The 24,256-nt window shown below is 71.0% G+C and carries 20 protein-coding genes; all 20 read right to left on the bottom strand.

Annotated features, from left to right (window positions below):
* Positions 1-7: 7 nt before the first annotated feature.
* Positions 8-1,207, bottom strand: coding sequence for an argininosuccinate synthase (locus tag F4554_RS14580; RefSeq protein ID WP_179787877.1), 1,200 nt, complete (start codon positions 1,205-1,207; stop codon positions 8-10).
* Between the two features lies 1 nt (position 1,208).
* A complete protein-coding gene (locus F4554_RS14575) occupies positions 1,209-1,910 on the bottom strand; it encodes an arginine repressor (RefSeq protein ID WP_337796045.1) in 702 nt (233 codons plus the stop codon).
* Positions 1,907-2,860, bottom strand: coding sequence for an ornithine carbamoyltransferase (gene argF, locus F4554_RS14570; protein ID WP_179787876.1), 954 nt, complete (start codon positions 2,858-2,860; stop codon positions 1,907-1,909). Before argF ends, F4554_RS14575 begins: the two co-directional genes overlap by 4 nt.
* On the bottom strand, positions 2,860-4,068 hold the full coding sequence (locus F4554_RS14565) for an acetylornithine transaminase (RefSeq protein ID WP_179787875.1): 1,209 nt from the start codon (positions 4,066-4,068) through the stop codon (positions 2,860-2,862). Before F4554_RS14565 ends, argF begins: the two co-directional genes overlap by 1 nt.
* Complete coding sequence (gene argB, locus F4554_RS14560; protein ID WP_179787874.1) at positions 4,065-5,036, bottom strand: acetylglutamate kinase; 972 nt, start codon at positions 5,034-5,036, stop codon at positions 4,065-4,067. Before argB ends, F4554_RS14565 begins: the two co-directional genes overlap by 4 nt.
* A 51-nt stretch (positions 5,037-5,087) precedes the next feature.
* Positions 5,088-6,263 carry a bifunctional glutamate N-acetyltransferase/amino-acid acetyltransferase ArgJ gene (gene argJ / locus F4554_RS14555; protein ID WP_179787873.1) on the bottom strand — a complete coding sequence of 392 codons (1,176 nt, stop codon included), beginning with the start codon at positions 6,261-6,263 and terminating at the stop codon, positions 5,088-5,090.
* 162 nt (positions 6,264-6,425) lie between these two features.
* Complete coding sequence (gene argC / locus F4554_RS14550; protein ID WP_179791546.1) at positions 6,426-7,457, bottom strand: N-acetyl-gamma-glutamyl-phosphate reductase; 1,032 nt, start codon at positions 7,455-7,457, stop codon at positions 6,426-6,428.
* Between the two features lie 146 nt (positions 7,458-7,603).
* Positions 7,604-9,943, bottom strand: a complete 2,340-nt coding sequence (locus tag F4554_RS14545; RefSeq protein ID WP_179787872.1) for an ABC transporter ATP-binding protein — start codon at positions 9,941-9,943, stop codon at positions 7,604-7,606.
* Between the two features lie 20 nt (positions 9,944-9,963).
* Positions 9,964-11,139, bottom strand: a complete 1,176-nt coding sequence (locus F4554_RS14540; protein WP_179787871.1) for an ABC transporter permease — start codon at positions 11,137-11,139, stop codon at positions 9,964-9,966.
* Between the two features lie 12 nt (positions 11,140-11,151).
* Positions 11,152-12,141, bottom strand: coding sequence for an ABC transporter permease subunit (locus tag F4554_RS14535; RefSeq protein WP_179787870.1), 990 nt, complete (start codon positions 12,139-12,141; stop codon positions 11,152-11,154).
* A gap of 49 nt (positions 12,142-12,190) precedes the next feature.
* A complete protein-coding gene (locus tag F4554_RS14530) occupies positions 12,191-14,164 on the bottom strand; it encodes an ABC transporter substrate-binding protein (RefSeq protein ID WP_179787869.1) in 1,974 nt (657 codons plus the stop codon).
* A gap of 279 nt (positions 14,165-14,443) precedes the next feature.
* Positions 14,444-15,190 carry a M50 family metallopeptidase gene (locus tag F4554_RS14525; protein ID WP_179787868.1) on the bottom strand — a complete coding sequence of 249 codons (747 nt, stop codon included), beginning with the start codon at positions 15,188-15,190 and terminating at the stop codon, positions 14,444-14,446.
* 91 nt (positions 15,191-15,281) lie between these two features.
* Entirely contained in the window at positions 15,282-16,856 is a 1,575-nt protein-coding gene (locus F4554_RS14520) for a Rieske 2Fe-2S domain-containing protein (RefSeq protein WP_179787867.1), read from the bottom strand.
* Positions 16,857-17,045: 189 nt separating this feature from the next.
* Positions 17,046-17,879 carry an SDR family NAD(P)-dependent oxidoreductase gene (locus tag F4554_RS14515; protein ID WP_179787866.1) on the bottom strand — a complete coding sequence of 278 codons (834 nt, stop codon included), beginning with the start codon at positions 17,877-17,879 and terminating at the stop codon, positions 17,046-17,048.
* Between the two features lie 58 nt (positions 17,880-17,937).
* Positions 17,938-20,415 carry a phenylalanine--tRNA ligase subunit beta gene (pheT, locus tag F4554_RS14510; protein WP_179787865.1) on the bottom strand — a complete coding sequence of 826 codons (2,478 nt, stop codon included), beginning with the start codon at positions 20,413-20,415 and terminating at the stop codon, positions 17,938-17,940.
* The gene (gene pheS / locus F4554_RS14505; RefSeq protein WP_179787864.1) at positions 20,415-21,524 is read right to left on the bottom strand and encodes a phenylalanine--tRNA ligase subunit alpha; all 1,110 of its coding nucleotides are present in this window, start codon (positions 21,522-21,524) and stop codon (positions 20,415-20,417) included. The genes pheT and pheS overlap by 1 nt, the downstream gene beginning before the upstream one ends.
* Before the next feature lie 78 nt (positions 21,525-21,602).
* Positions 21,603-22,481 carry a TrmH family RNA methyltransferase gene (locus F4554_RS14500; RefSeq protein ID WP_337796044.1) on the bottom strand — a complete coding sequence of 293 codons (879 nt, stop codon included), beginning with the start codon at positions 22,479-22,481 and terminating at the stop codon, positions 21,603-21,605.
* A gap of 68 nt (positions 22,482-22,549) precedes the next feature.
* Entirely contained in the window at positions 22,550-22,927 is a 378-nt protein-coding gene (gene rplT, locus F4554_RS14495) for a 50S ribosomal protein L20 (protein ID WP_092655458.1), read from the bottom strand.
* 134 nt (positions 22,928-23,061) lie between these two features.
* Positions 23,062-23,256, bottom strand: a complete 195-nt coding sequence (gene rpmI, locus F4554_RS14490; protein WP_179787863.1) for a 50S ribosomal protein L35 — start codon at positions 23,254-23,256, stop codon at positions 23,062-23,064.
* 198 nt (positions 23,257-23,454) lie between these two features.
* Complete coding sequence (infC, locus tag F4554_RS14485; RefSeq protein WP_420360751.1) at positions 23,455-24,084, bottom strand: translation initiation factor IF-3; 630 nt, start codon at positions 24,082-24,084, stop codon at positions 23,455-23,457.
* Between the last annotated feature and the right edge of the window lie 172 nt (positions 24,085-24,256).

Raw genomic sequence — 24,256 nt, 5'->3', positions numbered from 1 at the left:
CGGTGACTCAGGACTTCCCGAGGTCACGCTTGGCGGCGATCTTGCTGGGAAGTCCCCACAGCTCCACGAACCCGCGGGCCAGCGACTGGTCGAACACGTCGCCCTCGTCGTAGGTCGCGAGGTTGAAGTCGTAGAGCGAGGCGGCGCTCCGGCGACCGCTCACGACCGCGCGGCCACCGTGCAGGGTCATCCGGATGTCACCGGAGACCTGCTCCTGCGAGGCGTCCACGAAGCTGTCCAGGGCCCGCTTCAGCGGCGAGAACCACAGCCCGTCGTACACCAGCTCGGTCCAGCGCTGCTCGACCTGGCGCTTGAACCGCGCGAGGTCGCGCTCAACGGTGACGTTCTCCAGCTCCTGGTGCGCGGTGATCAGCGCGATCGCACCCGGCGCCTCGTAGATCTCCCGGCTCTTGATGCCGACCAGGCGGTCCTCCACCAGGTCGAGCCGGCCGACACCCTGTGCCCCGGCGCGGGCGTTGAGCTGCTGGATCGCCTCCAGCATCGTCACCGGCCGGCCGTCGAGAGCGACCGGACGACCGGACTCGAAGGTCACCACCACCTCGTCGGCCTCGCGGGCAGCGGCGGGGTCCTGGGTGTAGTCGTAGACGTCCTCGGTGGGGGCGTTCCACAGGTCCTCGAGGAACCCGGTCTCGACGGCGCGGCCCCAGACGTTCTGGTCGATGGAGAACGGCGACTTCTTGCTGACGTCGATCGGCAGCCCGTGCTGCTCGGCGTAGGCGATCGCCTTCTCCCGGGTCCAGGCGAAGTCGCGGACCGGAGCCAGCACCTTCAGGTCGGGAGCCAGCGCGCCGACGCCGACCTCGAACCGGACCTGGTCGTTGCCCTTGCCGGTGCAGCCGTGCGCCACGACGCTCGCACCGTGCTGCCGGGCCGCCCCGACGAGGTGCTTGACGATCAGCGGCCGGGACAGGGCGGAGACCAGGGGGTACCGCTCCATGTACAGGGCGTTGGTGGCGAGAGCCGGAAGGCAGTAGCCGTCGGCGAACTCGTCCTTGGCGTCCACGACGACGGCCTCGACCGCGCCGCACTCCAGGGCCCGCTTGCGGATCGTGTCCAGATCCTCGCCGCCCTGGCCGACGTCGATCGCGCAGGCCACGACCTCCGCACCGGTCTGCTCGGCGATCCAGCCGATCGCCACGGAAGTGTCGAGCCCGCCCGAGTAGGCGAGCACCACGCGCTCGGTCATGTCATTGCTCCTTCGTGGGTTGGTTCTTGCGAGCGAGCGCAAGCAGTTGGTCGGCGACGGTGGCACCGCCGTCGGGTTCGGGGGCGACCACGAGCACAGTGTCGTCCCCGGCGATGGTGCCGATGACACCGGGGAGTTCGGCGTGGTCGAGGGCGGAGGCGAAGAACTGAGCCGCCCCGGGCGGCGTGCGCAGCACCACGAGGTTGGCCGACGGGACCGCCGAGACGAGGAGTTCGCCGCAGACCCGGGCCAGCCGGGCCTCGGCCACCGAGGGGGCGTCCGGGGTGGCCCGTGGCGTGCGGTCGCCGCCTTCGCCGGGCAGGGCGTAGACGAGGGCGCCGCCGGCGGTGCGCACCCGGACCGCGCCGAGTTCGTCCAGGTCGCGGGACAGGGTGGTCTGCGTCACCGCGATCCCTTCCTGGGCCAGCCGGTCGGCCAGCTCGGCCTGCGACCGCACCTCCGTACGCGACAGCACCTCCACGACGTACTGGTGGCGGGCGGTCTTCGTCATCGCCACGCGGGGCACGTCCGTGCCATGGCGAGGCGTGGTCAGGTCGACGTCGGTCACCTTCGGCGCAGCGGACCGCGCTGCCTTCCGGCCGGTCCTCGACGGCGCCTGGTCACCGGTCACGGAGGGATCCTCCCTGGTGGACCGGGAACGGGCCCCCTTGGCGGAGGCCTGCCCGGTCGTCTCGTGGTTCATCGCACCTCCTCACCCGGGCGCTCTTCCCGCGTCCGCTCCAGCAGCCAGGTGAGCAGGGCCTTCTGCGCGTGCAGGCGGTTTTCGGCCTCGTCCCAGACGACACTGCGCGGTCCGTCGATGACGCCGGCCTCGATCTCCTTGCCTCGATAGGCGGGCAGGCAGTGCAGCACGATCGCGTCGGATGCGGCGTGACTCATCGCCTGCTCGGTCAGGGCGAACGGAACGAACGGTGCGGACCGGCTGGCCGCCTCCTCCTCCTGACCCATCGACACCCAGGTGTCGGTCGCCACCACGTCCGCACCCTCGATCGCCTCCCGGGGGTCACCGACCACCGCGACCGATCCACCGCTGGCGGTGGCGAGCTCGGTGGCCCAGGCCAGCACCGCCGGGTCCGGCTGGTAGCCGCGCGGGGTGCCAACGCGGACGTGCATGCCCGCGGTCGCGCCGCCGAGGAGGTAGGAGTGCGCCATGTTGTTGGCGCCGTCACCGAGGTAGCTGAGCCGGAGGCCGGCCAGCCGCCCCTTGTGCTCGCGGACGGTCTGCAGGTCGGCGAGGATCTGGCACGGGTGGAACTCGTCGGTCAGCGCGTTGACGACGGGCACCGCGCTGGCCGCGGCCATCTCCTCGATGCGTTCCTGGCCGGCCGTGCGCCAGACGATCGCCGCGCACTGACGGTCGAGCACCCGGGCGGTGTCCGCGATCGGCTCGCCGCGTCCGAGCTGGGCGCTCTGGGCGTCGATCACCATCGGGTAGCCGCCGAGCTCGGCGATGCCGACGCTGAAGGAGACCCGGGTGCGGGTGGAGGACTTGTCGAACAGCACGGCCACGACACGCGGCCCTTCCAGCGGGCGGAACGCGAAGCGGTCCTTCTTCATCGTGTCGGCGAGGTCGAGCACCTGCGCCTGCTCGGCGCCACTCAGGTCGTCGTCCCGCAGGAAGTGCCGCACCATCAGGACTCCTCGGTCGAGGCGGTGTCGAGAATGCCGGGCAGCGCGTCGACCAGGGATCGAGCCTGCTCCGACGTGACGATCAGGGGCGGTGCCAGCCGGATCGCGTCCGGCTGCACGGCGTTGACGAGGAACCCAGCCCGCTGGGCGGCGGCCTGCACCTGTGCGGCCCTGGGCTCGGCGAGCAGGACCGCGAGCCACAGCCCCCGGCCGCGGATCCCGGACACCAGCGGGTGCGGCAGCGCGGAGATGGCGTCCGCGAGCTCGGTACCGACCTTCGCCACGTGGTCGAGCAGGCCCTCCGCCTCGACGGTGTCGAGGACGGCGAGAGCGGCCGCGACCGCGACGGGATTGCCGCCGAAGGTCGAGCCGTGGTCGCCCTTGGCGAAGGTCTGGCCGAACCGGCCGACGCCGATGCAGGCGCCGATCGGCAGCCCGCCGCCGAGCCCCTTCGCGAGGGTGAGGACGTCGGGGCGTACGCCTTCGTGCTGGTGGGCGAACCACGTGCCGGTCCGGCCGACGCCGCTCTGGATCTCGTCGAGCACCAGCAGAGCGCCGGTCGCGTCGCAGATCTCCCGGGCGGCGGTGAGGTAGCCGGGCGGCGGCGGGACCACGCCGGCCTCCCCCTGGGTGGGTTCGAGGAAGACGCCCGCGCACTCGTCGGTGACGGCGTTCTTCAACGCGTCGGCGTCGCCGTAGGGGACGAACCGCACGTCGATGCCGAACGGCCCGAACGGCTCGCGGATCGCTGCCTTGCCGGTCAGCGCGAGGGCGCCCAGGGTGCGACCGTGGAAGCCGTTGTCGGCAGCCACGACGTAGCGACGTCCGGTGCCGGTGGCGTTGCGAAGCACCAGCTTGAGCGCCGCCTCGTTGGCCTCGGTCCCGCTGTTGGCGAAGAACACCCGGCCGTCGTGGCCGAGCAGGGCGAGCAGGCGTTCGGCGAGCAGCACCTCGGGCTGGTGGAGGAACAGGTTGGAGGTGTGCGCGATGGTGGCGACCTGGCTCGAAACGGCCTCCACCAGTGCCGGGTGCGCGTGCCCGAGGGAGGACACCGCGATGCCGGCGATGAAGTCGAGGTAGCTGTTGCCGTCGAGGTCCCAGACCGTGCATCCCTCACCGCGGGCGAGCGCCACCGGCGGGACGCCGTAGTTGGGCATCAGGGCGGCGGAGAACCGCTGCGCCCAGGTGTCGTACTGCGGCCAGACACTCATGCGTAGGTTCCCTCCTGCTGCACCGGCACCACCATGGTGCCGATGCCCTCGTCGGTGAAGATCTCCAGCAGCAGCGAGTGCGCGACCCGCCCGTCGATCACGTGCGCCTGCGGCACCCCGCCACGCACGGCCCGCAGGCACGCCTCCATCTTCGGCACCATGCCCGATGCCAGCGACGGCAGCAGCCCGGCCAGCTCGGTGGCGTCCAGCTCGCTGATCACCTCGTCGCTGGTCGGCCAGTCGCGGTAGAGGCCTTCCACGTCGGTGAGCACGACGAGCTTGCGGGCGCCCAGCGCGGTGGCGAGCGCGGCAGCGGCGGTGTCGGCGTTGACGTTGTGCACCTGCCCGTCGACGTCGGGCGCGACACTCGACACGACCGGGATGCGACCGGCCTCGATCAGGTCGCGGACCGCCTCGGCGCGTACGGACACGACGTCGCCGACCAGGCCGATGTCGACCGCGTCGCCGTCGACGGTGGCCGTGCGGCGTTCGGCGGTGAACAGGCCGGCGTCCTCACCGGACAGGCCGACCGCGAACGGACCGTGGGAGTTGACCAGCCCGACCAGCTCCCGCCCGACCTGGCCCACGAGCACCATCCGGACGACCTCCATCGCCTCCGGTGTGGTCACCCGCAGACCGCCCCGGAACTCGCTGTGGATGTCGAGCCGGTTGAGCATCTCGCTGATCTGTGGGCCGCCGCCGTGCACGATCACCGGCCGCAGGCCGGCGTAGCGCAGGAACACGATGTCCTGGGCGAAGGCTCGCTTCAGCACGTCGTCGGTCATCGCGTTGCCGCCGTACTTGATCACGACGATCGAACCGTGGAACTGCTCGAACCACGGCAGCGCCTCGATCAGGGTCTCGGCCTTGCGCTGCGCCTGCAGGCGATCTCTGGTCTGGACCTGGGCGGGCCCCTTCGCCGGCTTGGCCCCGCTCGGTGCGTTCGGTGTGGTCGGTGTGGTGCTCATGCGTCGGCACGTCCCATGCGTGGCTCGTGGTGTACTGGTCGGTGGGTTGGCTCAGGTGGAGTACGCGGAGTTTTCGTGGACGTAGGCATGGGTCAGGTCGTTGGTCCAGATGGTCGCCGACTCCTGCCCCGCCTTGAGGTCGACGGTCACCTCGACCTGGCGCCGGGAGAGATCGACCAGGTCGCGGGACTCGCCGATTCCGCCGTCGCGGCACACCCACACGCCGTTGAAGGCGACGTCCAGGGTCGCGGGGTCGAACGCCGCCCGGGTGGTGCCCACCGCGGCGAGGATCCTGCCCCAGTTGGCGTCCTTGCCGAAGACGGCGCACTTGAAGAGGTTGTTACGAGCGATGGCCCGGGCCGCGTCCAGCGCGTCCTGCTGGGTCGCGGCGTGCACCACCTCGATCGCGATGTCGTGCTCGGCCCCCTCGGCGTCGCCGATCAGCTGCTGGCCGAGGTCGTGGCAGACGGCGGTCAGCCCGGCGGTGAACTCCTCGTGGGTGGGAGTGACGCCGGACGCGCCGCTGGCCATCAACAGGACCGTGTCGTTGGTGGACATGCATCCGTCGGAGTCGAGCCGGTCGAACGTCGCGGACGTGGCCGCGCGCAGAGCGAGGTCGGCGGCCACCGGGTCGAGTGCGGCGTCGGTGGTGATCACCACGAGCATGGTCGCCAGCGAGGGCGCCAGCATGCCGGCGCCCTTGGCCATGCCGCCGATGGACCAGCCCGCCCCGGCGTGCTTCGCCTGCTTGGCCCGGGTGTCGGTGGTCATGATCGCGGTCGCGGCCGCCTGGCCGCCGTCGTCGGACAGCTTCGCGACAGCTTCGGTGAGGCCGGTAAGAAGCTTGTCGCGGTCGAGCAGCTCGCCGATCAGGCCGGTCGAACAGATGGCCACGTCGATGGCGGCGGTGGCGGCGCCGGGCACGGCCGAGGCGGTCAGCTGCTGCGCGGTGTGCTCCGCGCTGGCGTGGGTGGTCTGGAAGCCCTCCGGGCCGGTGTAGCAGTTGGCCCCGCCGGAGTTGAGGGCGACGGCCCGAACCTGGCCGTCCTTGCAGACCTGCTCACTCCACAGCACCGGGTTGGCCTTGCAGCGGTTGTCGGTGAACACGGCGGCGGCGGTGAACGAGGGACCGTCGTTGACGACCAGGGCGACGTCGGGGTTGCCGCTCGGCTTGAGCCCGGCGGTCGCGCCGGATGCCCGGAAGCCGAGGGGAGTGGTGACGGACAAGGGAGTGCCTTTCGGGGCGAGGATCGGGTACGGACGACGTGTGTCCGACGAGACCGCCCGGCGACGATGGCGTGCCGGGCTATCGGCGGGACTGGCCTCGTCGTCGCCTGTAGCGGTGCCCGCACCACTGTCCGGCGCTCGCGGCGGTCTCGCACCGGCTCGTCATGGCGCCAGCCCGACCGTGCCCAGACCGGTCGTCTCGGCGATGCCGAGAGCGAGGTTCATGCACTGGACGGCGCCGCCGGCGGTGCCCTTGGTGAGGTTGTCCAGCGCCGCGACCGCGACCAGCCGCCCGGCCCGGTCGTCCACCGCCACCTGGGCGTGCACGGCGTTGGAGCCGAGGGTCGCCGCCGTGCTGGGCCAGCTGCCCTCCGGAAGCAGGTGGACGAACGGCTCGTCGGCCCAGGCCCGCGCGTAGGCGTCGCGTACGGCGGCGGTGTCGACACCCTCGCGGACGTGCACCGTGCAGGTGGCCAGGATGCCGCGCGACATCGGCGCCAGGGTGGGCGTGAACGACACGGTGACCGGCGAGGCCGAGACCTGCCGGAGGTTTTGCTCGATCTCGGGGGTGTGCCGGTGGGCGCCGCCGACGGAGTAGGCGGACATGGCGCCCATCACCTCGCTGCCGAGCAGGTGCGGCTTGAGCGACCGGCCGGCGCCGGAGGTGCCGGAGGCGGCGACCACCACGACGTCGCGGGCGTCCACCAGGTCGGCGGCGACGGCCGGGAGCAGCGCGAGGGTGGACACGGTCGGGTAGCAGCCGGGGACCGCGATCCGGCGAGCCGGCCGCAACAGCTCGCGCTGGCCGGGCAGCTCGGGCAGGCCGTAGGGCCAGGTGCCGGCGTGGTCACCGGAATACCACCGCTGCCAGTCGGCGGCCTCGGTGAGCCGGAAGTCGGCGCCGCAGTCGATCACGAGCACGTCGTCGGGCAGGCTCGCAGCGACGGCCGCGGACTGCCCGTGCGGGAGGGCGAGGAAGACCACGTCGTGGCCGGTCAGCGTGTCGGTGGTGGTCTCCGCCAGCACCCGGTCGGCCAGTGGCGTGAGGTGGGGCTGGTGCTGCCCCAGCAGCGTGCCGGCGTTGGAGCCGGCGGTCACCGCGCCGATCTCGATCTCGGGGTGGGCGAGGAGCAGGCGCAACAGCTCGCCACCGGCATAGCCGCTCGCACCTGCCACCGCCGCGCTGAAACCCATGGTCACGTCACCCCTCGGTTGGTTCTGCATGAGTATGCCCCATCATGCATGCCCATGCAACCGACTGCCCGGTGACCTTCACATGTTCACACGAACCCGCCGCACCTCCCGCACCGCCTCCAGGCACCGCATCCCGGCACGCGGAGTCACTTTCGGGTGGCGCCGCTCAACGTGAGCTCCTCCGCGAAGTGACAGGCCGCGAGGTGCTGCGGCTCGGTCTCCCGCAGGGCCGGTACCTCCGTGACGCAGCGATCCGGCTGCACGTGCGGGCACCGGGTGTGGAAGAGGCACCCCGAGGGCGGGTTGGCCGCGTCCGGGAGGTCGTCGGGCAGACCGTGCTCGTGCCGCGCCCGCCGGTTGTGCGGGTCTGGCAACGGCACGGCGTTCAGCAGCGCCTCGGTGTAGGGGTGGTGCGGCTGGGTGTAGAGCGAGGAGGTGTCCGCGGTCTCCACGATCGAGCCGAGGTACATCACCGTCACCCGGTCGCACAGGTGCTCCACCACGGAGAGGTCGTGGGAGATGAACAGGTACGTCAGGTCGAACTGTGCCTGCAGGTCGGCCAGCAGGTTCAGGATCTGCGCCCTCACGGACACGTCCAGCGCCGAGACCGCCTCGTCCGCGATCACCAGCCGCGGCTCGGTGATCAGGGCGCGGGCGATGTTGATCCGCTGGCGTTCACCACCGGAGAACGCGTGCGGGTAGCGCCGCATGTACTCCGGCCGCAGGCCGCACCGGCGCAGCATGTCCGCCACCCGGTCCTGCAGCTCCGACCCGGTGGCGAGGTTGTTCGTCCGCAGCGGCTCCCCCACGAGTTGCAGCAACGTCATCCGCGGGTTCAGGGACGAGAACGGGTCCTGGAAGATGACCCGGATCTCCCGGCGGAACGGAGCCAGTTCGCGGTTGCGCAGCCGGGCCAGGTCCACCGTCTCGCCGTTGTCCCGGCGGTACCGGATCTCCCCGGAGGTGGGCTGGAGCACCCGGGCCAGGCAGCGACCGAGGGTCGTCTTGCCACACCCGGACTCACCCACCAGGCCGAGGGTCTCCCCCGGCGCGATGGTGAAGTCGACCGAGTCGACCGCGCGCACGGCGCCGGTGGTGCGGCCGAACATCCCCCGTTTGATCGGGAAGTGCATCGACAGGTCGCGCACCTCGACCAGCGGCGCGCCCGAGGCGTCGTGCGGCCGGGATCCGTTGGCGGCCGGACGCTCCCGAACCTGAACCGGGGCGCCACCCGCACCGCCCGTACCGGCGGCACCGCCGGCCGGTGTCTCCCGCGCCACCGATCCCTTCGGTGCCGCCTCGCCGTTGGCCGCGTGCCCGCCACCTGTCGTGCCGGCGCCCACGGCGGTCAGCTCGCCCTGCTCGTCGTACAGGTGACACTGGGCCAGGTGCTCGCGCCCGAACTGCACCAGCGGCGGGTCCTGCTGGTCGCACACCCCGGCGATCACGTGGTCGCACCGGGTGTGGAAGGGGCAGCCGGCCGGGCGGTTCTGCGGGTGCGGCACCATGCCGCGGATCGCGGCCAGGCGCTGACGCTCCCGCTCGCCCGAGCCGCGCATGGTGGGGATGGAACGCAGCAGGGCCTGGGTGTACGGGTGCTTCGGCTCGTCGAAGATCTCGCGTACGGTGCCGTGCTCGGCGACCTTGCCGAGGTACATGACCGTCACCTCGTCGGCGATCTCCGCCACCACACCGAGGTCGTGGGTGATGAAGACCATCGCCATCCCGGTCTGGTCCTGCAGATCCTTCAGCAGGTCGAGGATGCGCGCCTGCGTGGTGACGTCCAGTGCGGTGGTCGGCTCGTCCGCGATCAGCAGGGCGGGGTCGCAGGACAGCGCGATGGCGATCATCACCCGCTGGCACATGCCGCCGGACAGCTGGAACGGATAGGCGTCCATCCGGCGTTCCGGCTGCGGGATCCCGACCCGGCGCAGCTGCGCGACGGCTCGCTCGCGCGCCTCCTCCTTGGACAGCGGCAGGTGCAGTTGGATCGCCTCGATGAGCTGGTCGCCCACCGTGTACATCGGCGACAGCGAGGCCATCGGCTCCTGGAACACCATGCCGATCTCGGCGCCGCGTACCCGCCGGATCTCCTCACCGCGCGGGTCGAGCCCGGCGAGGTCGGTCCAGTCCGCGTCCGGGCTGGGCCGCCAGTCGATCCGGCCGCCGGCGATCGCGCCGGGCCGGTCGACGAGTTGCAGGATCGACCGGGCCGTCACCGACTTGCCGCAGCCGGACTCACCGACCACGCAGACCGTACGGCCCTTGGGCACCGTCAGGTCGACGCCGTCGACCGCGCGGACGACGCCCTCCCGGCTGGTGAAGTGCGTGTGCAGGTCGGTGATGCGCAGCAGTGTCGACTGGTCGGTGTCCGGACTCGGCGCGGCGGCCGGCGCGCCACCCGGGCGACGGCCGCGGCCACGCCCACGGGCACGGTCACGCCGGCCGCCGCCCTCGGCGACCTCGGAGCGACTGGACTGGTTCATTCGGGCCTCCACCACGGATGTCAGTGCTTGTACGGGTCCGCCGCGTCACGCAGGCCGTCACCGAGGAAGTTCAGCGCCAGGACGGCGACCACGACCGTCGCACCGGGCAGCAGCAGCCAGGGTGCGGTGGCCACCGCGCGGATGTTCTGCGCCTCCTGGAGCAGTACGCCCCAGCTCACCACCGGCGCCTGCAGGCCCAGGCCGAGGAACGACAGGGACGTCTCGGCGAGGATCATGCCCGGGATCGACAGCGTGAGCGAGGCGATCAGATAGCTGGAGAACGACGGGAGCATGTGCCGGAAGATGATCCGCGGCTGACTGGCGCCGTCGATCGTCGCCGCCGTCACGAAGTCCTCCTCCCGCAGGGAAAGGAACCGGCTGCGTACCACCCGGGCCAGGTGCGTCCAGGCGATCATCGACAAGATGACGGTGACCGCGAAGTACCGCTTGAGCGGACCCCAGCCAGGTGGCACCGCGGCGGCCAGACCGAGCCACAGCGGCAGCGTCGGCACGGACATGAAGAACTCCACCGCGCGCTGGATGACCGTGTCCACGACGCCGCCGAAGAAGCCGGACACCCCTCCGAGCACCACACCGAGCACGAACGCGAACGCCACCCCGACCAGGCCGATGGACATCGACACCCGTGATCCGTGGATGATCCGGGACAGCAGGTCGTGACCGTTGCGGTCGGCGCCGATGAGGTACATCGGCGGACCCTTCGCCCCGTTGGCGGGCCCGATCAGGTGCCGGTCACCCGGGATGAGCCCGAACAGCTTGTACGACTCGCCCTTGGCGAACAGGCTGACCGGCACCTTCTTGCGTTCGTCGGTGGTCCAGGTGAGCTCCAGCGTGGTGGGGTCCTGCTTCGACTTGTAGCCATAGACGTACATGCCCCACTTGCCGTCGTCGACGAAGTGCAGCCGTTGCGGCGGGGCGTAGGCGTAGTCGGGGTTGTAGTGCCCGCTGGAGTACGGCGCGAGGAACTCCGCGAAGATCGCCAGCACGTAGATCACCAGCGTCACCACCAGCCCGGCCATGGCGAGCTTGTGCCGCTTGAAGCCCCACCACACCAGCTTCCACTGTGGTGCGACGGCGATCGCGGTGTCGCCGCTCACGCCCGCCTCGGAGACCGGCGCGTCCGGCTCGACGACCGGTCCGGTTCCCTCGTCCGCGGGAAGTGTCTGCTGTGTCATCGTCGCTCCCGCCTATCGGTGGCTGAGCCGGACCCGGGGGTCCAACCAGGCCAGGGCGATGTCGGAGATCAGGGTGCCGATCACGGTGAGCACGCTCACGATCAGGATGATCGATCCCGCGAGGTACATGTCCTGGCTCTTCAGCGCGTCCAGGAGCAGCGGTCCGGTCGTCTGCAGCGACAGCACCTGCGCCACGATGACCTCACCGGACACCAGCCCGGGAAGCACCCACCCGATCGTGGACACGAACGGGTTCAGCGCGACGCGCAGCGGATACTTCACCGTCAGCCGGCGTTCGGGCATCCCCCGGGCGCGGGCGGCGACCACGTAGGGCTTGTGCAGCTCGTCCAGGAGATTCGCCCGCAGCACCCGGACCAGACCCGCGGTGCCGGCCGCCCCGAGGACGACCACCGGCACCCACAGGTGACTGAGCAGGTCTATCACCTTCCCGAGGTTCCACGCCGAGTCCACGTAGTCCTGGGAGAACAACCCGCCGACGCTGAGGCCGAAGTAGTTGAGGCCCACCCACATCAGGACCAGCGCGATCAGGAAGTTCGGGACCGCCAGGCCGAGGAAGCCCAGCGTGGTGGCGATGTAGTCGCCGGCGGAGTACTGCCGCACCGCGGAGTAGACGCCGATCGGGAACGCCACCGCCCAGGTGAACAGCAGTGTGGTGATCGCCAGCACGACGGTGAGTCCGAGCCGCTCGCTCAGCAGCGCGGACACCGGCTTGTTCCAGGCGAACGACATGCCGAAGTCGCCGTGCAGGATGCCGCCAATCCACTTCAGGTACTGCACGTACACCGGCTGGTCGAGACCGTACCTCGCCGACAGCGCCGCCAACTGCGCCTTGTCGATCTGGTCACCCTGCGACTGCAGCTGGGAGACGATCGTCGTCAGGTAGTCACCTGGCGGCAGTTGGATGATGATGAACGCCACCACGGAGATGGCGAAGACGGTCGGGATCATCAACAGGATCCGCCGCCCCATGTACGTCAACACGTCCGGCTACCTCCTCGCACCGCGCTCACGTGGGCAGTCGTCGGGTGGGTCAGGACTTGTACCACTGCTCGGGATTGCTCAGCGCGGGCGTCGCCATGATCGACGCTTCCGGCATCTTGTCCGGCACGTTGTGGAAGTTGTTCTTCACGATGCCGTAGGTGTTGGGAATCCGGACGCAGCCGATGCAGTAGAACTGCTCCTTGGCGATCTGCAGGATCTGCTTGTAGATCGTGTTCTGCTCGTTCTCGTCGATGGTGTCGATGAGCCGGCGGTACAGCTCCATCTGCTTGCGCGTCTCCGGCGGCGGTTCCTCACCCTCCTTGCCGTAGGTGTTGAACCACTGCTGCCACAGCTCGGCGTAGATGGACTCGCTGCTGAACGGGAAGTACCACCGGGGTTCGAGTTTCTCGATCAGCAGGCCGCCGTCACCCATCCAGACCCCGGCGTCGTGCTCGTTGGCGGTCGGGTCCTTGCGCTCGTAGAAGAGCGTGCGGTCCTCGTTCTTCATCTTGGCGTCGACGCCGACCTTCTGCCAGTACTGCACCACCAGCTGGGTGCCGTCGACCCAGGACGGTGTGAGGGACGGGCTCGCCACCTCGACCTGGAAGCTCAGCCGCTTGCCGTCCGGGCGCAGCCGGAAGCCCGCGGAGTCCTTCTTCGTCAGGCCGGCCTTGTCCAGGAAGGAGTTCGCCTTCGCCACGTCGTACTCGGTGAACTGCTTGGCGAACTCCTCGTCGTAGAACTCCGACCGCTCGTCCGGCGCCGCCTGCCACGGCACACCCTGACGCTGGAAGACCGACTGGATCATCTCCGGCCGGTTCATCGAGTGCGAGAGCCCGACGCGGAAGTTCTTGTCCTGGAAGATCTTCCGGAGTACAGGGTCCTTGTGGTTGAGGTTCAGCGAGATCACGATGTCGTTCATCACGGTGTTCTCCAGCGTGATGAAGTGGTACTGCCCCTTCGCGCGCCCGCGGGCAAGGACCGGCTTGTTCGGCAGCGTGTTGATGTGCCGCGTCGTCATGTCCAGCTCGCCGGCGGAGGCCTTGAGCAGGATCACCTGGACGTCGGAGGTGACGTCGAAGTTGGCCCGGTCCAGGTAGGGCAGCTGGCTGCCGTCGGGGTCGGTCTTGAAGTAGTACGGATTGCGCTCGAACGTCACCCGGCTTCCGGTGCCCAGGGGATTCTTCGTCACCCACGCGCACAACGTCGGCAGCTCCGGGTTTCCCCAGTGGTCGTTCTTGGAGCCGTACAGGTCGGTCCAGGCCGTCATCTTCTGCTGCTTGGCGAGCTTCTGCGCGTCGGGGTTGTACTTCTTGTGGAACTGCTGGAGGTAGTGCTTGGGCGCGAAGAAGGTGTTGTACGCCAGCTTGGAGAGGAAGAGGCCGTTCGGCTGCGGGAAGGTCACCTTCACCGTCACGTCGTCGACCTTGGTGAGCTTCGCCGGCTTACCTGCGCTGCTGATCCAGTCGGGCACCACCGGGCTGAGCTCGGAGTTGAGCAGCCAGTCGTTGAATCCGAACTCGAGGTCGTCGGCGGTGAACGGCTTGCCGTCGGACCACTTCATACCCTCGCGGAGCTTGATGGTGTACTCGTCACCGCTGTCGTTGGGAGTGACCGACTCCGCGATGTTCGGGATGACCTTCCGCCCGGTGGGGTCGAACCGCATCAGTGCCTCGTACCCCATCGTGCGGCCGAGCCAGGAGGTGTCCGCGGCGTTTACCAGAACGGCCCTGAAGGTCCCGCCGTAGGTGCCCACCTTCTCCGTCGGCTGCACGACGAGGGGGGTCTTCGGGAGCCGTTCCCCGACCTTGGGCAGCTTCCCGGCCTTCACCTGCTGCGCCAGCATCGGGGCTTCCTTGCCCTTCGCCTTCTGCGCGGCTCCTCCTCCGGCGCTGGCGGGCTTCTTGTCGCTCGGATCCGTGGACAGGAACGAACATCCGGACAGCGAGACCGCGGCAAGCGTCCCGCCTCCCCATGTCAGCAGGTCTCTACGGCTGGGACGGGGGTTTTCGGGTGGCGTCATCGCGCACCTCCATGATTCAGGCCTCGGGGAACGCCACCTCGAAACGCCAGGTAAGCGCTCTCCCAGGCTGTGACTGCAGGGAACTGGGCTGTCCGGACTGCGCGCACTACATCGGCCCGAGACCAGACCACGGCTGCGGGAGCCGGGCATCGCGATGCTGGGTGAGGCCGGTCCGAGGAACATATGGGACGGGCCGCACCCGCACAACAGTTACGTCCGTTTGCCTACCGCCATACGTCCACAACTGGACGTGAAAGACCTACGGCCCTCGCGGCGCGGTCAGCCGCCGGTGGCGAAGGCGCGTACGGACGCCAGCGGGAGCAGCCAGGTGGCGGCGAGTGCCAGCGCCCCTGCCGCCACCAGTGCGAACGTCGCGACCCACATCCCGGCCGGCACCCGGGTGAGCCGGGCCAACTGGTCCACGTCTGAGTCCCGTGCCCGCCCGGTGGCGCGCTTGCGCTGAAGCTCGGCCAGCGGGCGGAAGGCCGCCAGCAGCAGGAACCACGTGAACGCACCGGCCACGAGGGCCTGCGGGCGCGCCGGGGCGTACCACGACACCACGAACAGGCCGAGGCCGGTCACCAGCACGGCGACCACGCCGTAGGCGTTGCGGATCGCCACCAGCATCACGGCCAGCAACGCGACGCTGAGCCACAACAGGGCGGTGATCCGGCCGGCGGCGAGCATGGCGGCGTACACCAGTCCGAGCACCGACGGCGCGAGGTAGCCCGCGGCCGCGGTGGCCACCATGCCGGGCCCGGTCGGGCGCCCCCGCGACACCGTGACCCCGGAGGTATCCGAGTGCAGCCGGATCCCGGCCAGCCGGCGGCCGACCAGCAGCGCGACCAGCGCGTGCCCGCCCTCGTGCGCGATGGTGACCACCTGCCGGGTCACCCGCCACGCCCGGCGGACCCAGACCGCCACCAGGGCGACCGCGGCGCAGGCGAGCAGCGCGGTGTCGGACAGCCGTGGCTGGGTGCCCAGCACGTCCTGCCACACCTGACCGAGGTCGTCCGCTGCCGCCATGGCGCGACCGTAGCCCGCCGGGCTGAGTGGACCCTGAGGAGGTGCCGGGGAGTCCGGTCGTTCCGGGGCCGGTAGGTGTGGTGTGGGCCGGTCAGTCCTCCGGCACCTCGTGGCGTTCGTCGTGCAGTGGGTCGGCGTCCGGCGCGGCCCGCCGCGCCCGGATGGGCCGGTCGCTCGCGGTCAGGCACCTGCCCGACCGAAGGTCGAACTCGTACCCGTGCATGGAGCAGCGCAGCGTGTCGCCCTCCACCTCGCCGAAGTACCCGAGGTCGGCCTGCCGGTGCGGGCAGGTGCGCTGCACCAGCCAGCCGCCGAGCTGGATCTCCTCCAGCTCGTCCTCCTGCGTGGCGTACCACTGCTCGGCGTAGGCCATGCGTTCGGGAGAGAGGCACTTGAAGAACGTGTAGACGAACTCGTTGTACGGGCCGACCCGGGCGGCACCGAACCGCATGCTGAGGAACAGGCTGTTCACCCAGTCGATCTCGTGGTCGGCGATCAGTCGTTCGACCATCGGCTGGGCGAACCGGAAGCGGTAGCGGCAGCGCTCGCCCGCCCACGGCCGCACCTCCCGCTCGACGAAGTCGACCACGAGCTGGGTGTGGTCACCGATCTCCAGCAGCAGCATCGCGCCCACACCGGCACACATGTGGTCGGCCATCGCCAGCAGCGGCTCGAACCACTCCTTGAGCGCGGGCAGGAAATCGATCCCCGGTGCCGGCCAGGAGGCCTTCTCCGCCTCGATCTGGGCGCGCCGGCGCTCGGCGTAGGCACGGAGGTACTTCGCCTTCTCGTGGTAGGGCCGGAACGCGTCCTCGCCCGGGTGCACCACGTCGACCTTGCCGTCGATGATGGTCAGCACGCTGCCCGGGACCATCAGCTTCGCGTTGTCGCGGCCCTGCTCGTGCATGTACTCCACGAACGCCGGGTGGTCGGGGAACGGGTTGGCCGGTGAGTCGTCGAGGTCGTTGTACGCCATCAGCTCCGCGTCCAGGAACGCCGCCGGGCCGGCGCAGGGGACGACGTACCTGGCGTCGACCTCCTCGACGTAGCGGAACGCCCGGGCGAGCCCGTTGGCGCGCTTGCTGGTGCCGAAGGCGACCTTCGCCGCGTCGGACAGGTCGTAGACCATCGGCCACCAGTTGGCGCCGGAGAACTGCAGGAAGTGCACGTCGTAGGGGCCGAACGCGCGCAGCTGTTCCAGGCTGCCCGGCTTGGCGTCGTTCTGGTTGAGAATGCGCGCCGTGCCGTCGTCCAGCGCCAGCGCGGAGTCGCCGATCGGGCCGTCGCTGGGCGAGGTGAGCGCCACGATCATCACCCGCAGGCCGCTGTCGAGCTCGACCGGCTGCCCGCTCGGCACCGTCACGAACCGGCTGAAGCCGATACCGCGCAGGGTGTCCTCGAGGTCCGGGGTGCGGTAGTCCGGAAGCAGCACCGTCGTGTCGTGGGAGACACCCTCGCGCAGGTGGTCGGGGTCGAAGTGGTCCCGGTGCAGATGGGAGACGTAGAGGTAGTCGGGGTTGCGGAACGCGGCCCAGTCCAGGCCGGAGTTGTCCGGGAACGGAAACCAGGAGGCGAAGTACGCGGGATTGACCCACGGGTCGCACAGAACCGTGCCCGCCGCGGTCTCGAAGTAGAAACCGGCATGCCCGACCGAGGTGACCTTCATGAGAACTCCCCCGCTGGTCTCCCATGGATGAGGTGCTTCTCAGAAAGTACCGGCACCCCCGATCGACTACCGGGGATTAGTGGCGATCACAACTCGGCCGCGTCCGGCCGCCTCGCGTTGATGAGAAGTCCCTCATTTCAAGCCCGGCGCGGAGGTGGTTTGGTCGGTCGAAATCCAGGCGGGTGGTGCTCAGGCCAGCGGATCGTCGGTGCCGTAGGGGCGCAGCCGCAGGGTGCGCGCGTCAGCTCGGGCGAGGTCGCCGGCCGCCGCGAGCAGGTCGTCGAGGTTGTCCGTGCCGGCGCGCAGGTAGCGCCCGGACAGCGGGTCCAGCCGTCCCTTCGCCGCCGCGACCACCAGGTCGGTGAACTCCTCCACCGGCGTCCACGACGTCCGGTCGTCGTGCATCGCCATGGATCGGGTCATGTCGGTCGCGACATGCCCCGGCGACAGGTCGAACGCGGTGATGCCGGCGTCCGCCCCGGCGGCCACGATCGAACCGGTGAGCCGGAGCAGGCCGGTCTTGGCGGCGCCGTACGCGGAGTAGATCGCGCTGTCACGCACCGCGGCGCCCGAGGTGACGTTGACGACCCGGCCGTGGCCGGCCTCGACCATGGCGGGGAGTACGGCACGACAGAAGAGGTACGGCCCGAACAGGTCGGTCTCCACGACCGACATCCACTCGTCGGGGTCGGACTCCCACACCGGCACCTCGGCGGACTCGATCCGGCCGGCGTTGTTGACCAGCAGGTCGACCGGCCCGAGCTCGGAGCTGATCCGCTCGACGGCGGCGGTGACGTGGGGCGGTCGGGTGACGTCCGCGGCCGCCACCGCCGCGGCCGGGGCCCCGGCGGCGAGGCACTCCTCGCGGACCTCCTCTAGCGGCTTCGCCGACCGCGCGGTCACCCCCACGGCGAGCCCGGACCGGGCGAGCGCCAGCGCGACCTCCCGCCCGATCCCCCGGGTGGCACCGGTGACCAGGGCGACGCGGCTTTCGGTCCGGGTGTCTGGTGCGTGCTCGGGCATCGGCGGCGGATCCTTTCCGTCGTACGTGCTCAGGGTCTGTCGGTCGGTCCGCCCCTGCTCAGGCGCCGCGTTGCACCGCGCCGGTACGCCGGGCGGCCTCGTCGACGGCGCCCTGCTTGGCGGCGCCCACCTCCGCCTCGGTGAGGGTGCGGTCGGGCGCCCGGAACCGCAGCGCGAACGCCAGCGACTTCGTGCCCGCCGCGATCTGCTCACCGGTGTAGACGTCGAACAGCCGGACGGACTCGACCAGCGGGCCCGCGCCCTCGCGCAGCGCGGCGGCGACCTCGGCGACCGGCACGGCGGCGTCCACCACCAGGGCGACGTCCTCCTTGGCCGGCGGGTAGGCGGAGATGCTCGGCGCGGTGACCGTCGCCCGCTCCCCCGGCAGCCGGTCGATCTCCAGCTCCATCGCCGCGGCCCGGGCCGGCAGGCCGTACGCCTCGGCGACCTTCGGGTGCAGCTCGCCCGCGTGCCCGACCAGCGTGTCGCCGGCGTACAGCGCGGCGCAGCGGCCGGGGTGCCAGGGTGCGTGGTCGTCCGCGCGCACGGTCAGCTCGACGCCGGCGGCGAGGGCGACGGTTCGGGCGGCCTCGATCGCGTCGGCCCACCCGGCGGGGCGCGCGGGGCCCCACCAGCCGGCCGGTGCACGGTCGCCGGTGAGCACGACCGCTACCCGGCGGGGCTGGTCGGGCAGCGCGGCGTTCAGGGCGGCGAGCTGTTCGTCGGCCGGGCGGCGGTCGACCGGCAGCCGGGGCGCGGGGGTCGCGTCCGGACGCGGGCGGAACACCGCGCCGAGCTCGAACAGCGCCAGGTCGGTCGTACCCCGCCCGACGTTGCGCCGGGCGATCGCCAGCAGCCCGGGGAGCAGCGTTGTGCGCAACAGCGGCTCCTCCTCCGACAGCGGGTTGGCCAGCGCGAGCGCCCGGCGGCGGGCGTCGTCGGCGGGCAGCCGAAGCCGGTCGAGGTCGGCCTCACCCAGGAAGGGGTACGCGAGCACCTCGGCGTATCCCGCTCCGGCGAGCAGCCGGCCGACGCCGCGCCGCAGCCGCTGGTCGGCGGTCAGCCCCAGTCCCGGCGGCGCTACCGGAAGCACGCTCGGCACCGCGTCGTACCCCTCGAGGCGGATGACCTCCTCGGCGAAGTCGTTCGGGTCGGTGAGGTCCGGCCGCCACGACGGTGGTGTCACGACCAGCACCTCGCCCGCGCCCTCGACCTCGCAGCCCACCTCGCGCAGCCGGCGCACCGTGGTGTCGGCGGGAATCGCGTACCCCGCCACCCGCGCGGGGTGGTCGGCCGGCAGCGTGACCCGAGGCGGCGCGAGCGGCGTGCCCAGCAGGGTCGCGTCGTGTTCGACCTGCCCGCCGCCGACGGCAACCAGCAGCTCGGCCACCCGCTGCGCGGCGTACGCCTGCATCCCAGGGGCGACACCCCGCTCGAAGCGCTTGGACGCCTCGCTGGACAGCCGGTGCCGCCGGGACGTGCGGGCGACAGCGACCGCGTCGAAGTGAGCCGCCTCGATCACCACGTCGTGGGTGTCCCCGGACAGTTCGGTGGTCGCCCCGCCCATCACCCCGGCCAGGCCGATCGGCCCGGAGTCGTCGGTGATCAGGAGGTCCTCGGGGTCGAGTTCACGGGTCGCGCCGTCGAGGGTCTGCAGCTTCTCCCCCGCCTCGGCCCGGCGGACCACGATCGGCCCGGCCAGCCGGGAGCGGTCGTAACCGTGGATGGGCTGGCCGAGTTCGAGCATGACGTAGTTGGTGACGTCGACGGCCGCGGAGATCGGGCGCATGCCGGCGAGCTGTACCCGCCGGGCCAGCCAGCGCGGGCTGGGTGCCGCGGCGTCGAAGCCGCGTACGGTCACCGCCGCGAACACCGAACAGCCGGCCGGATCCTCGACCCGCACCGGATACCCGGCGTCGGAGGCGCGTACCGACAGGTCGGTGTGCACCGGGTCGGAGAAGGCCACCCCGAACGCGGTCGCCGCCTCACGGGCGACACCGCGGACCGACATGGTGTAGCCGCGGTCGGGCGTGACGGCGATGTCGAGCACGTCGTCGCGCAGGTGCAGGATCGGCGCGGCGTCGTCGCCCGGTGCGCCCTCGGCCGGGTCGAGCACCATGATGCCGTCGTGGTCGTCGCCGACGCCGAGCTCGCTGGCCGAGCAGATCATCCCGTCGGAGACGTGGCCGTACGTCTTGCGCGCGGTGATGGTGAAGTCGCCCGGCAGCGTGGTGCCCGGAAGCGCCACCACCACCAGGTCGCCGACCGCGAAGTTGCGCGCGCCGCAGACGATGCCGCGCGGCTCGCCCTCGCCGACGTCGACCCGGCACCAGCGGATCGTCTTGCCGTTCTTCTGCGGCTCCTCGGCGTACTCCAGCACCCGGCCCACCGTCAGGGGGCCCTTCACGTCGCCGCCGATCGGCTCGACGGACTCGACCTCCAAGCCGGCCCGGATCAGCGCGTCGGCGACCTCGCGGGCGCTCACCCCGGCGGGCAGGTCGACGTGCTCGCGCAGCCACGACATCGGGACCCGCATCAGATCTCCCCTCCGAACGGACGGGTGAACCGCACGTCACCCTCCACCATGTCGCGCATGTCCTCGATGCCGTTGCGGAACATCATCGTCCGCTCGATGCCCATGCCGAACGCGAAACCGGAGTAGCGCTCGGCGTCCACGCCGCACGCGGTGAGAACCCGCGGGTTGACGATGCCGCAGCCGCCCCACTCGATCCAGCCCTCGCTGGAGCAGGTGCGGCAGGGACGGTCGGGGTTGCCGACCGACTCGCCCCGGCAGACGAAGCACTGCAGGTCGAGCTCGGCACTCGGCTCGGTGAACGGGAAGTAGTAGGGGCGCAGCCGGGTGGAGAGGCCCGGCCCGAACATCGCCTCGGCGAAGTGGTCGAGCGTGCCCTTCAGGTGCGCCATCGTGATGCCCTCGTCGACGACCAGGCCCTCGACCTGGTGGAAGACCGGCGTGTGCGTGGCGTCGAGTTCGTCGGTGCGGTAGACCCGGCCCGGCGCCACGACGTAGATGGGCGGCGTGCGGGTGAGCATCGTCCGGGCCTGGGCCGGCGAGGTGTGCGTGCGCAGCACCAGCCCGGCCTCGGGCGGGTCGACGAAGAACGTGTCCATCGTGGTGCGCGCCGGGTGGTCCGGCGGGATGTTCAGGGCGTCGAAGTTGAGCCACTCGGCCTCGAGCTCGGGACCCTCGACGACCTCCCAGCCCATCGCCACGAACACGTCGGCGACGAACTCCTGGGTGGTGGTCAGCGGGTGCCGGGCGCCGCGCGGCTCGACGTCCCAGGGAACGGTGACGTCGACGGCCTCCTCGACCAGGATCCGGGCCTCGCGCTCTTCCTCGAGCTCGGCCTGGCGGGCCGTCAGTGCCTCGTTGACCGAGCGCCGGGCGGCGCCGACGCGCATGCCGGCGTCCTTGCGGGCCTGCGGTGGCAGGGCGCCGATCTCCCGGTTGGCCAGCGCGAGCGGGCTGCGGTCGCCGGCGTGGGCGAGGCGGGCGGCGCGCAGCGCGTCCAGGTCGGTGGCGGCTTCGATCGCGGCGACCGCCTCGGCCCGCATCCGCTCCACCTCGTCGGCGTGCAGCGGTGTGACCTCGACCGGGTCGTAGTTGGTGTTCGGGCCCGACATCTTCCGCGGAGTTCCCCTCATCCAGTCGTACGCCGAGGTGGGGTACGACCGGCAACCAGGCCGTACGCCCGGGAAAGTCTAGGTAGTGCCCTGGGAAGCCTCGTCCCCGCCGGAACGGCAGCCGCCCGGTGCCCGCTGGGCCTGGGCGGAGGCGTACAGGCAGACGGCGGCGGCGGTGGCGAGGTTGAGGCTCTCGGCCCGGCCGTAGACCGGCACCCGCACCACCGCGTCGGCCAGCGCCCGGGTGGCCGGGGGCAGGCCCCACGCCTCGTTGCCGAAGATCCAGGCGGTCGGCCCGGACAACAGGCCGCGCTCACCCGCCTCGGTGAGATCCATCTCGCCGGCGCCGTCGGCCGCGAGCACCGTGACGCCCGCCTCGCGGAGTCCGTCCACCCCGGCCGGGGCGGGCACGCCCACGGCGACCGGCAGGTGGAACAGGCTGCCCGCCGAGGCGCGCACGCACTTGGGGTTGTAGACGTCGACCGACGCGTCGGACAGGACGACCGCGTCGGCACCGGCGGCGTCCGCGCAGCGCAGGACCGTGCCGGCGTTGCCGGGGTCACGCACCTGCGCCAGCATGGCGACCAGCCGGGGCCGGGCGGCCAGCACCTCGGCGTACGGCACGTCGACGAACCGGCAGACCGCCAGCACACCCTGCGGGGTGACCGTCTGCGCCAGCGAGTCGAACACCTCACCGGAGACCAGCCGGACCGGCACCTCGCGGGCCACGGCGGCCGCCACCACGTCCGGGTTGCGTTCGGCCGCGGGCGAAGTGGCGAACAGCTCCTGGACCACATCGGGCAGCGCCAGCGCCTCCGTCACCGCCTGCGGACCCTCCGCCAGGAACTGACGGCCGCGCGCCCGGAAGGCACGCTTGACCAGGCGCCGAGCCGCCGTCACCCGGCTGGAGCGGGTGTCGGTGAGCTCGGGCCCTGTCAGGCGAGTGGAGAGCGACACGTTCGGTGTGGAGTTGGCTGTGGTGACGGGGTCGGCCCGGCGGTCGGTGGGCGCCTGCCTCGCCGTCGTCAGGCCGCGGCCTCGGTCTCGGCCGGCAGCGCCTTGCGGGCGACCTCGACCAGCGCCGCGAACGCGGGGGCGTCGGTGACGGCCAGGTCGGCGAGGACCTTGCGGTCGACCTCGACCCCGGCGGCCTTCAGGCCCTGGATCAGGCGGTTGTAGGTGATGCCGTTCTGGCGGGCCGCGGCGTTGATCCGGGTGATCCACAGCCGGCGGAAGTCACCCTTGCGGGCGCGGCGGTCGCGGTAGGAGTAGACCAGCGAGTGGGTGACCTGCTCCTTCGCCTTGCGGTAGAGGCGCGATCGCTGGCCGCGGTACCCCTTGGCCTTCTCGAGGACCTCGCGACGCTTCTTGTGGGCGTTGACCGCCCGCTTCACGCGTGCCACTGGCGAACTCCTTGCTCAGACTGCCCCGCCTCGGACGACCGGGCGGGGGAAAACTTCATCGGGACCTGGGACGGGTCCGCGTACGGACCGTGTGGTGCGGTGGGACCGGGTGAGCCGGACTCGGAACGGTCGGCTCAGATCCCGAGCAGCCGCTTGACCTTCTTGCTGTCGGCCGGGGCGACCTCGCTCGGAGCGGCCAGGCGACGGGCACGCTTGGAGTTCTTCTTCTCCATGATGTGACCCCGGTTGGCCTTCTTGTGAATGAGCTTCCCGGACCCGCTGACGCGGAAGCGCTTCTTGGCCCCGCTGTGGGTCTTCATCTTCGGCATAGTCGTCCCTTGGTTCGACGGTGCAGGGGTGCGTCGCGCACACCTGACAGCTGTCTTGGCGCTGCCCCGCGACGGGTCAGCGCCGGTTCACACGCGCGGCGCCGCAGTCTGTCATGCGGTGCCGCGCGTCGGTCACGGCAGACCGGCCACCCGGACGGTCACCCGCCCGAAGTGCCCGAACTGTCCGGGTCGTCCGGGTCAGCCCTCGCCGCCGGGAACGTTGCCGGCAGTCGCAGCGGGCTGGACGCGTTCGGCCCGCTCGGCTTCCCGATCGGCCTCCCGCTCGGCGGCGCGTCGAGCCTTGTCGGCCTCGACGTCGGCGCGCGCCTCGGACTTTCGCTTGTGGGGGGTCACGACCATGATCATGTTGCGGCCGTCCTGGCGCGGCGCGGACTCCACGAACCCGAGGTCCGCGATGTCCTCGGCCAGCCGCTGCAGCAACCGGAAGCCCAGCTCGGGACGCGACTGCTCGCGGCCACGGAACATGATGGTGATCTTGACCTTGTCTCCCTGCCGGAGGAACCGGACGACGTGACCCTTCTTGGTGTCGTAGTCGTGCGGATCGATCTTCGGCCGGAGCTTCATTTCCTTGATGACCGTCTGGGCCTGGTTGCGTCGCGACTCCCGGGCCTTCTGCGCGGTCTCGTACTTGAACTTCCCAAAATCCATCAGCTTGCAGACCGGCGGACGGGCTGTCGGGGCGACCTCGACCAGGTCGAGATCGGCTTCCTGAGCCAGCCGCAGCGCATCCTCGATGCGCACGATGCCGACCTGCTCGCCGTTCGGTCCTACGAGCCGGACCTCGGGAACCCTGATCCGCTCGTTGATGCGAAGCTCTGTGGCGATGGGACCCTCCTGTGGTGTGGTACGACTTCTTCGTCAGGCACCGCCGGATGCGGGGCCTCCACGGTGGCCGCGGACGCGAAAAAGGCTCCCGCGTCTACCACTCGCGGAAGCCATCGATCCGGTGCGCGACCTGACCCGCCAGGCGGGTACGTCA

Source organism: Actinopolymorpha rutila (assembly GCF_013407855.1).
Lineage (GTDB): Bacteria > Actinomycetota > Actinomycetes > Propionibacteriales > Actinopolymorphaceae > Actinopolymorpha > Actinopolymorpha rutila.
The sequence above is the reverse complement of the archived record's forward strand: the minus strand, read 5'-3'. Positions and strand labels throughout refer to the sequence as shown.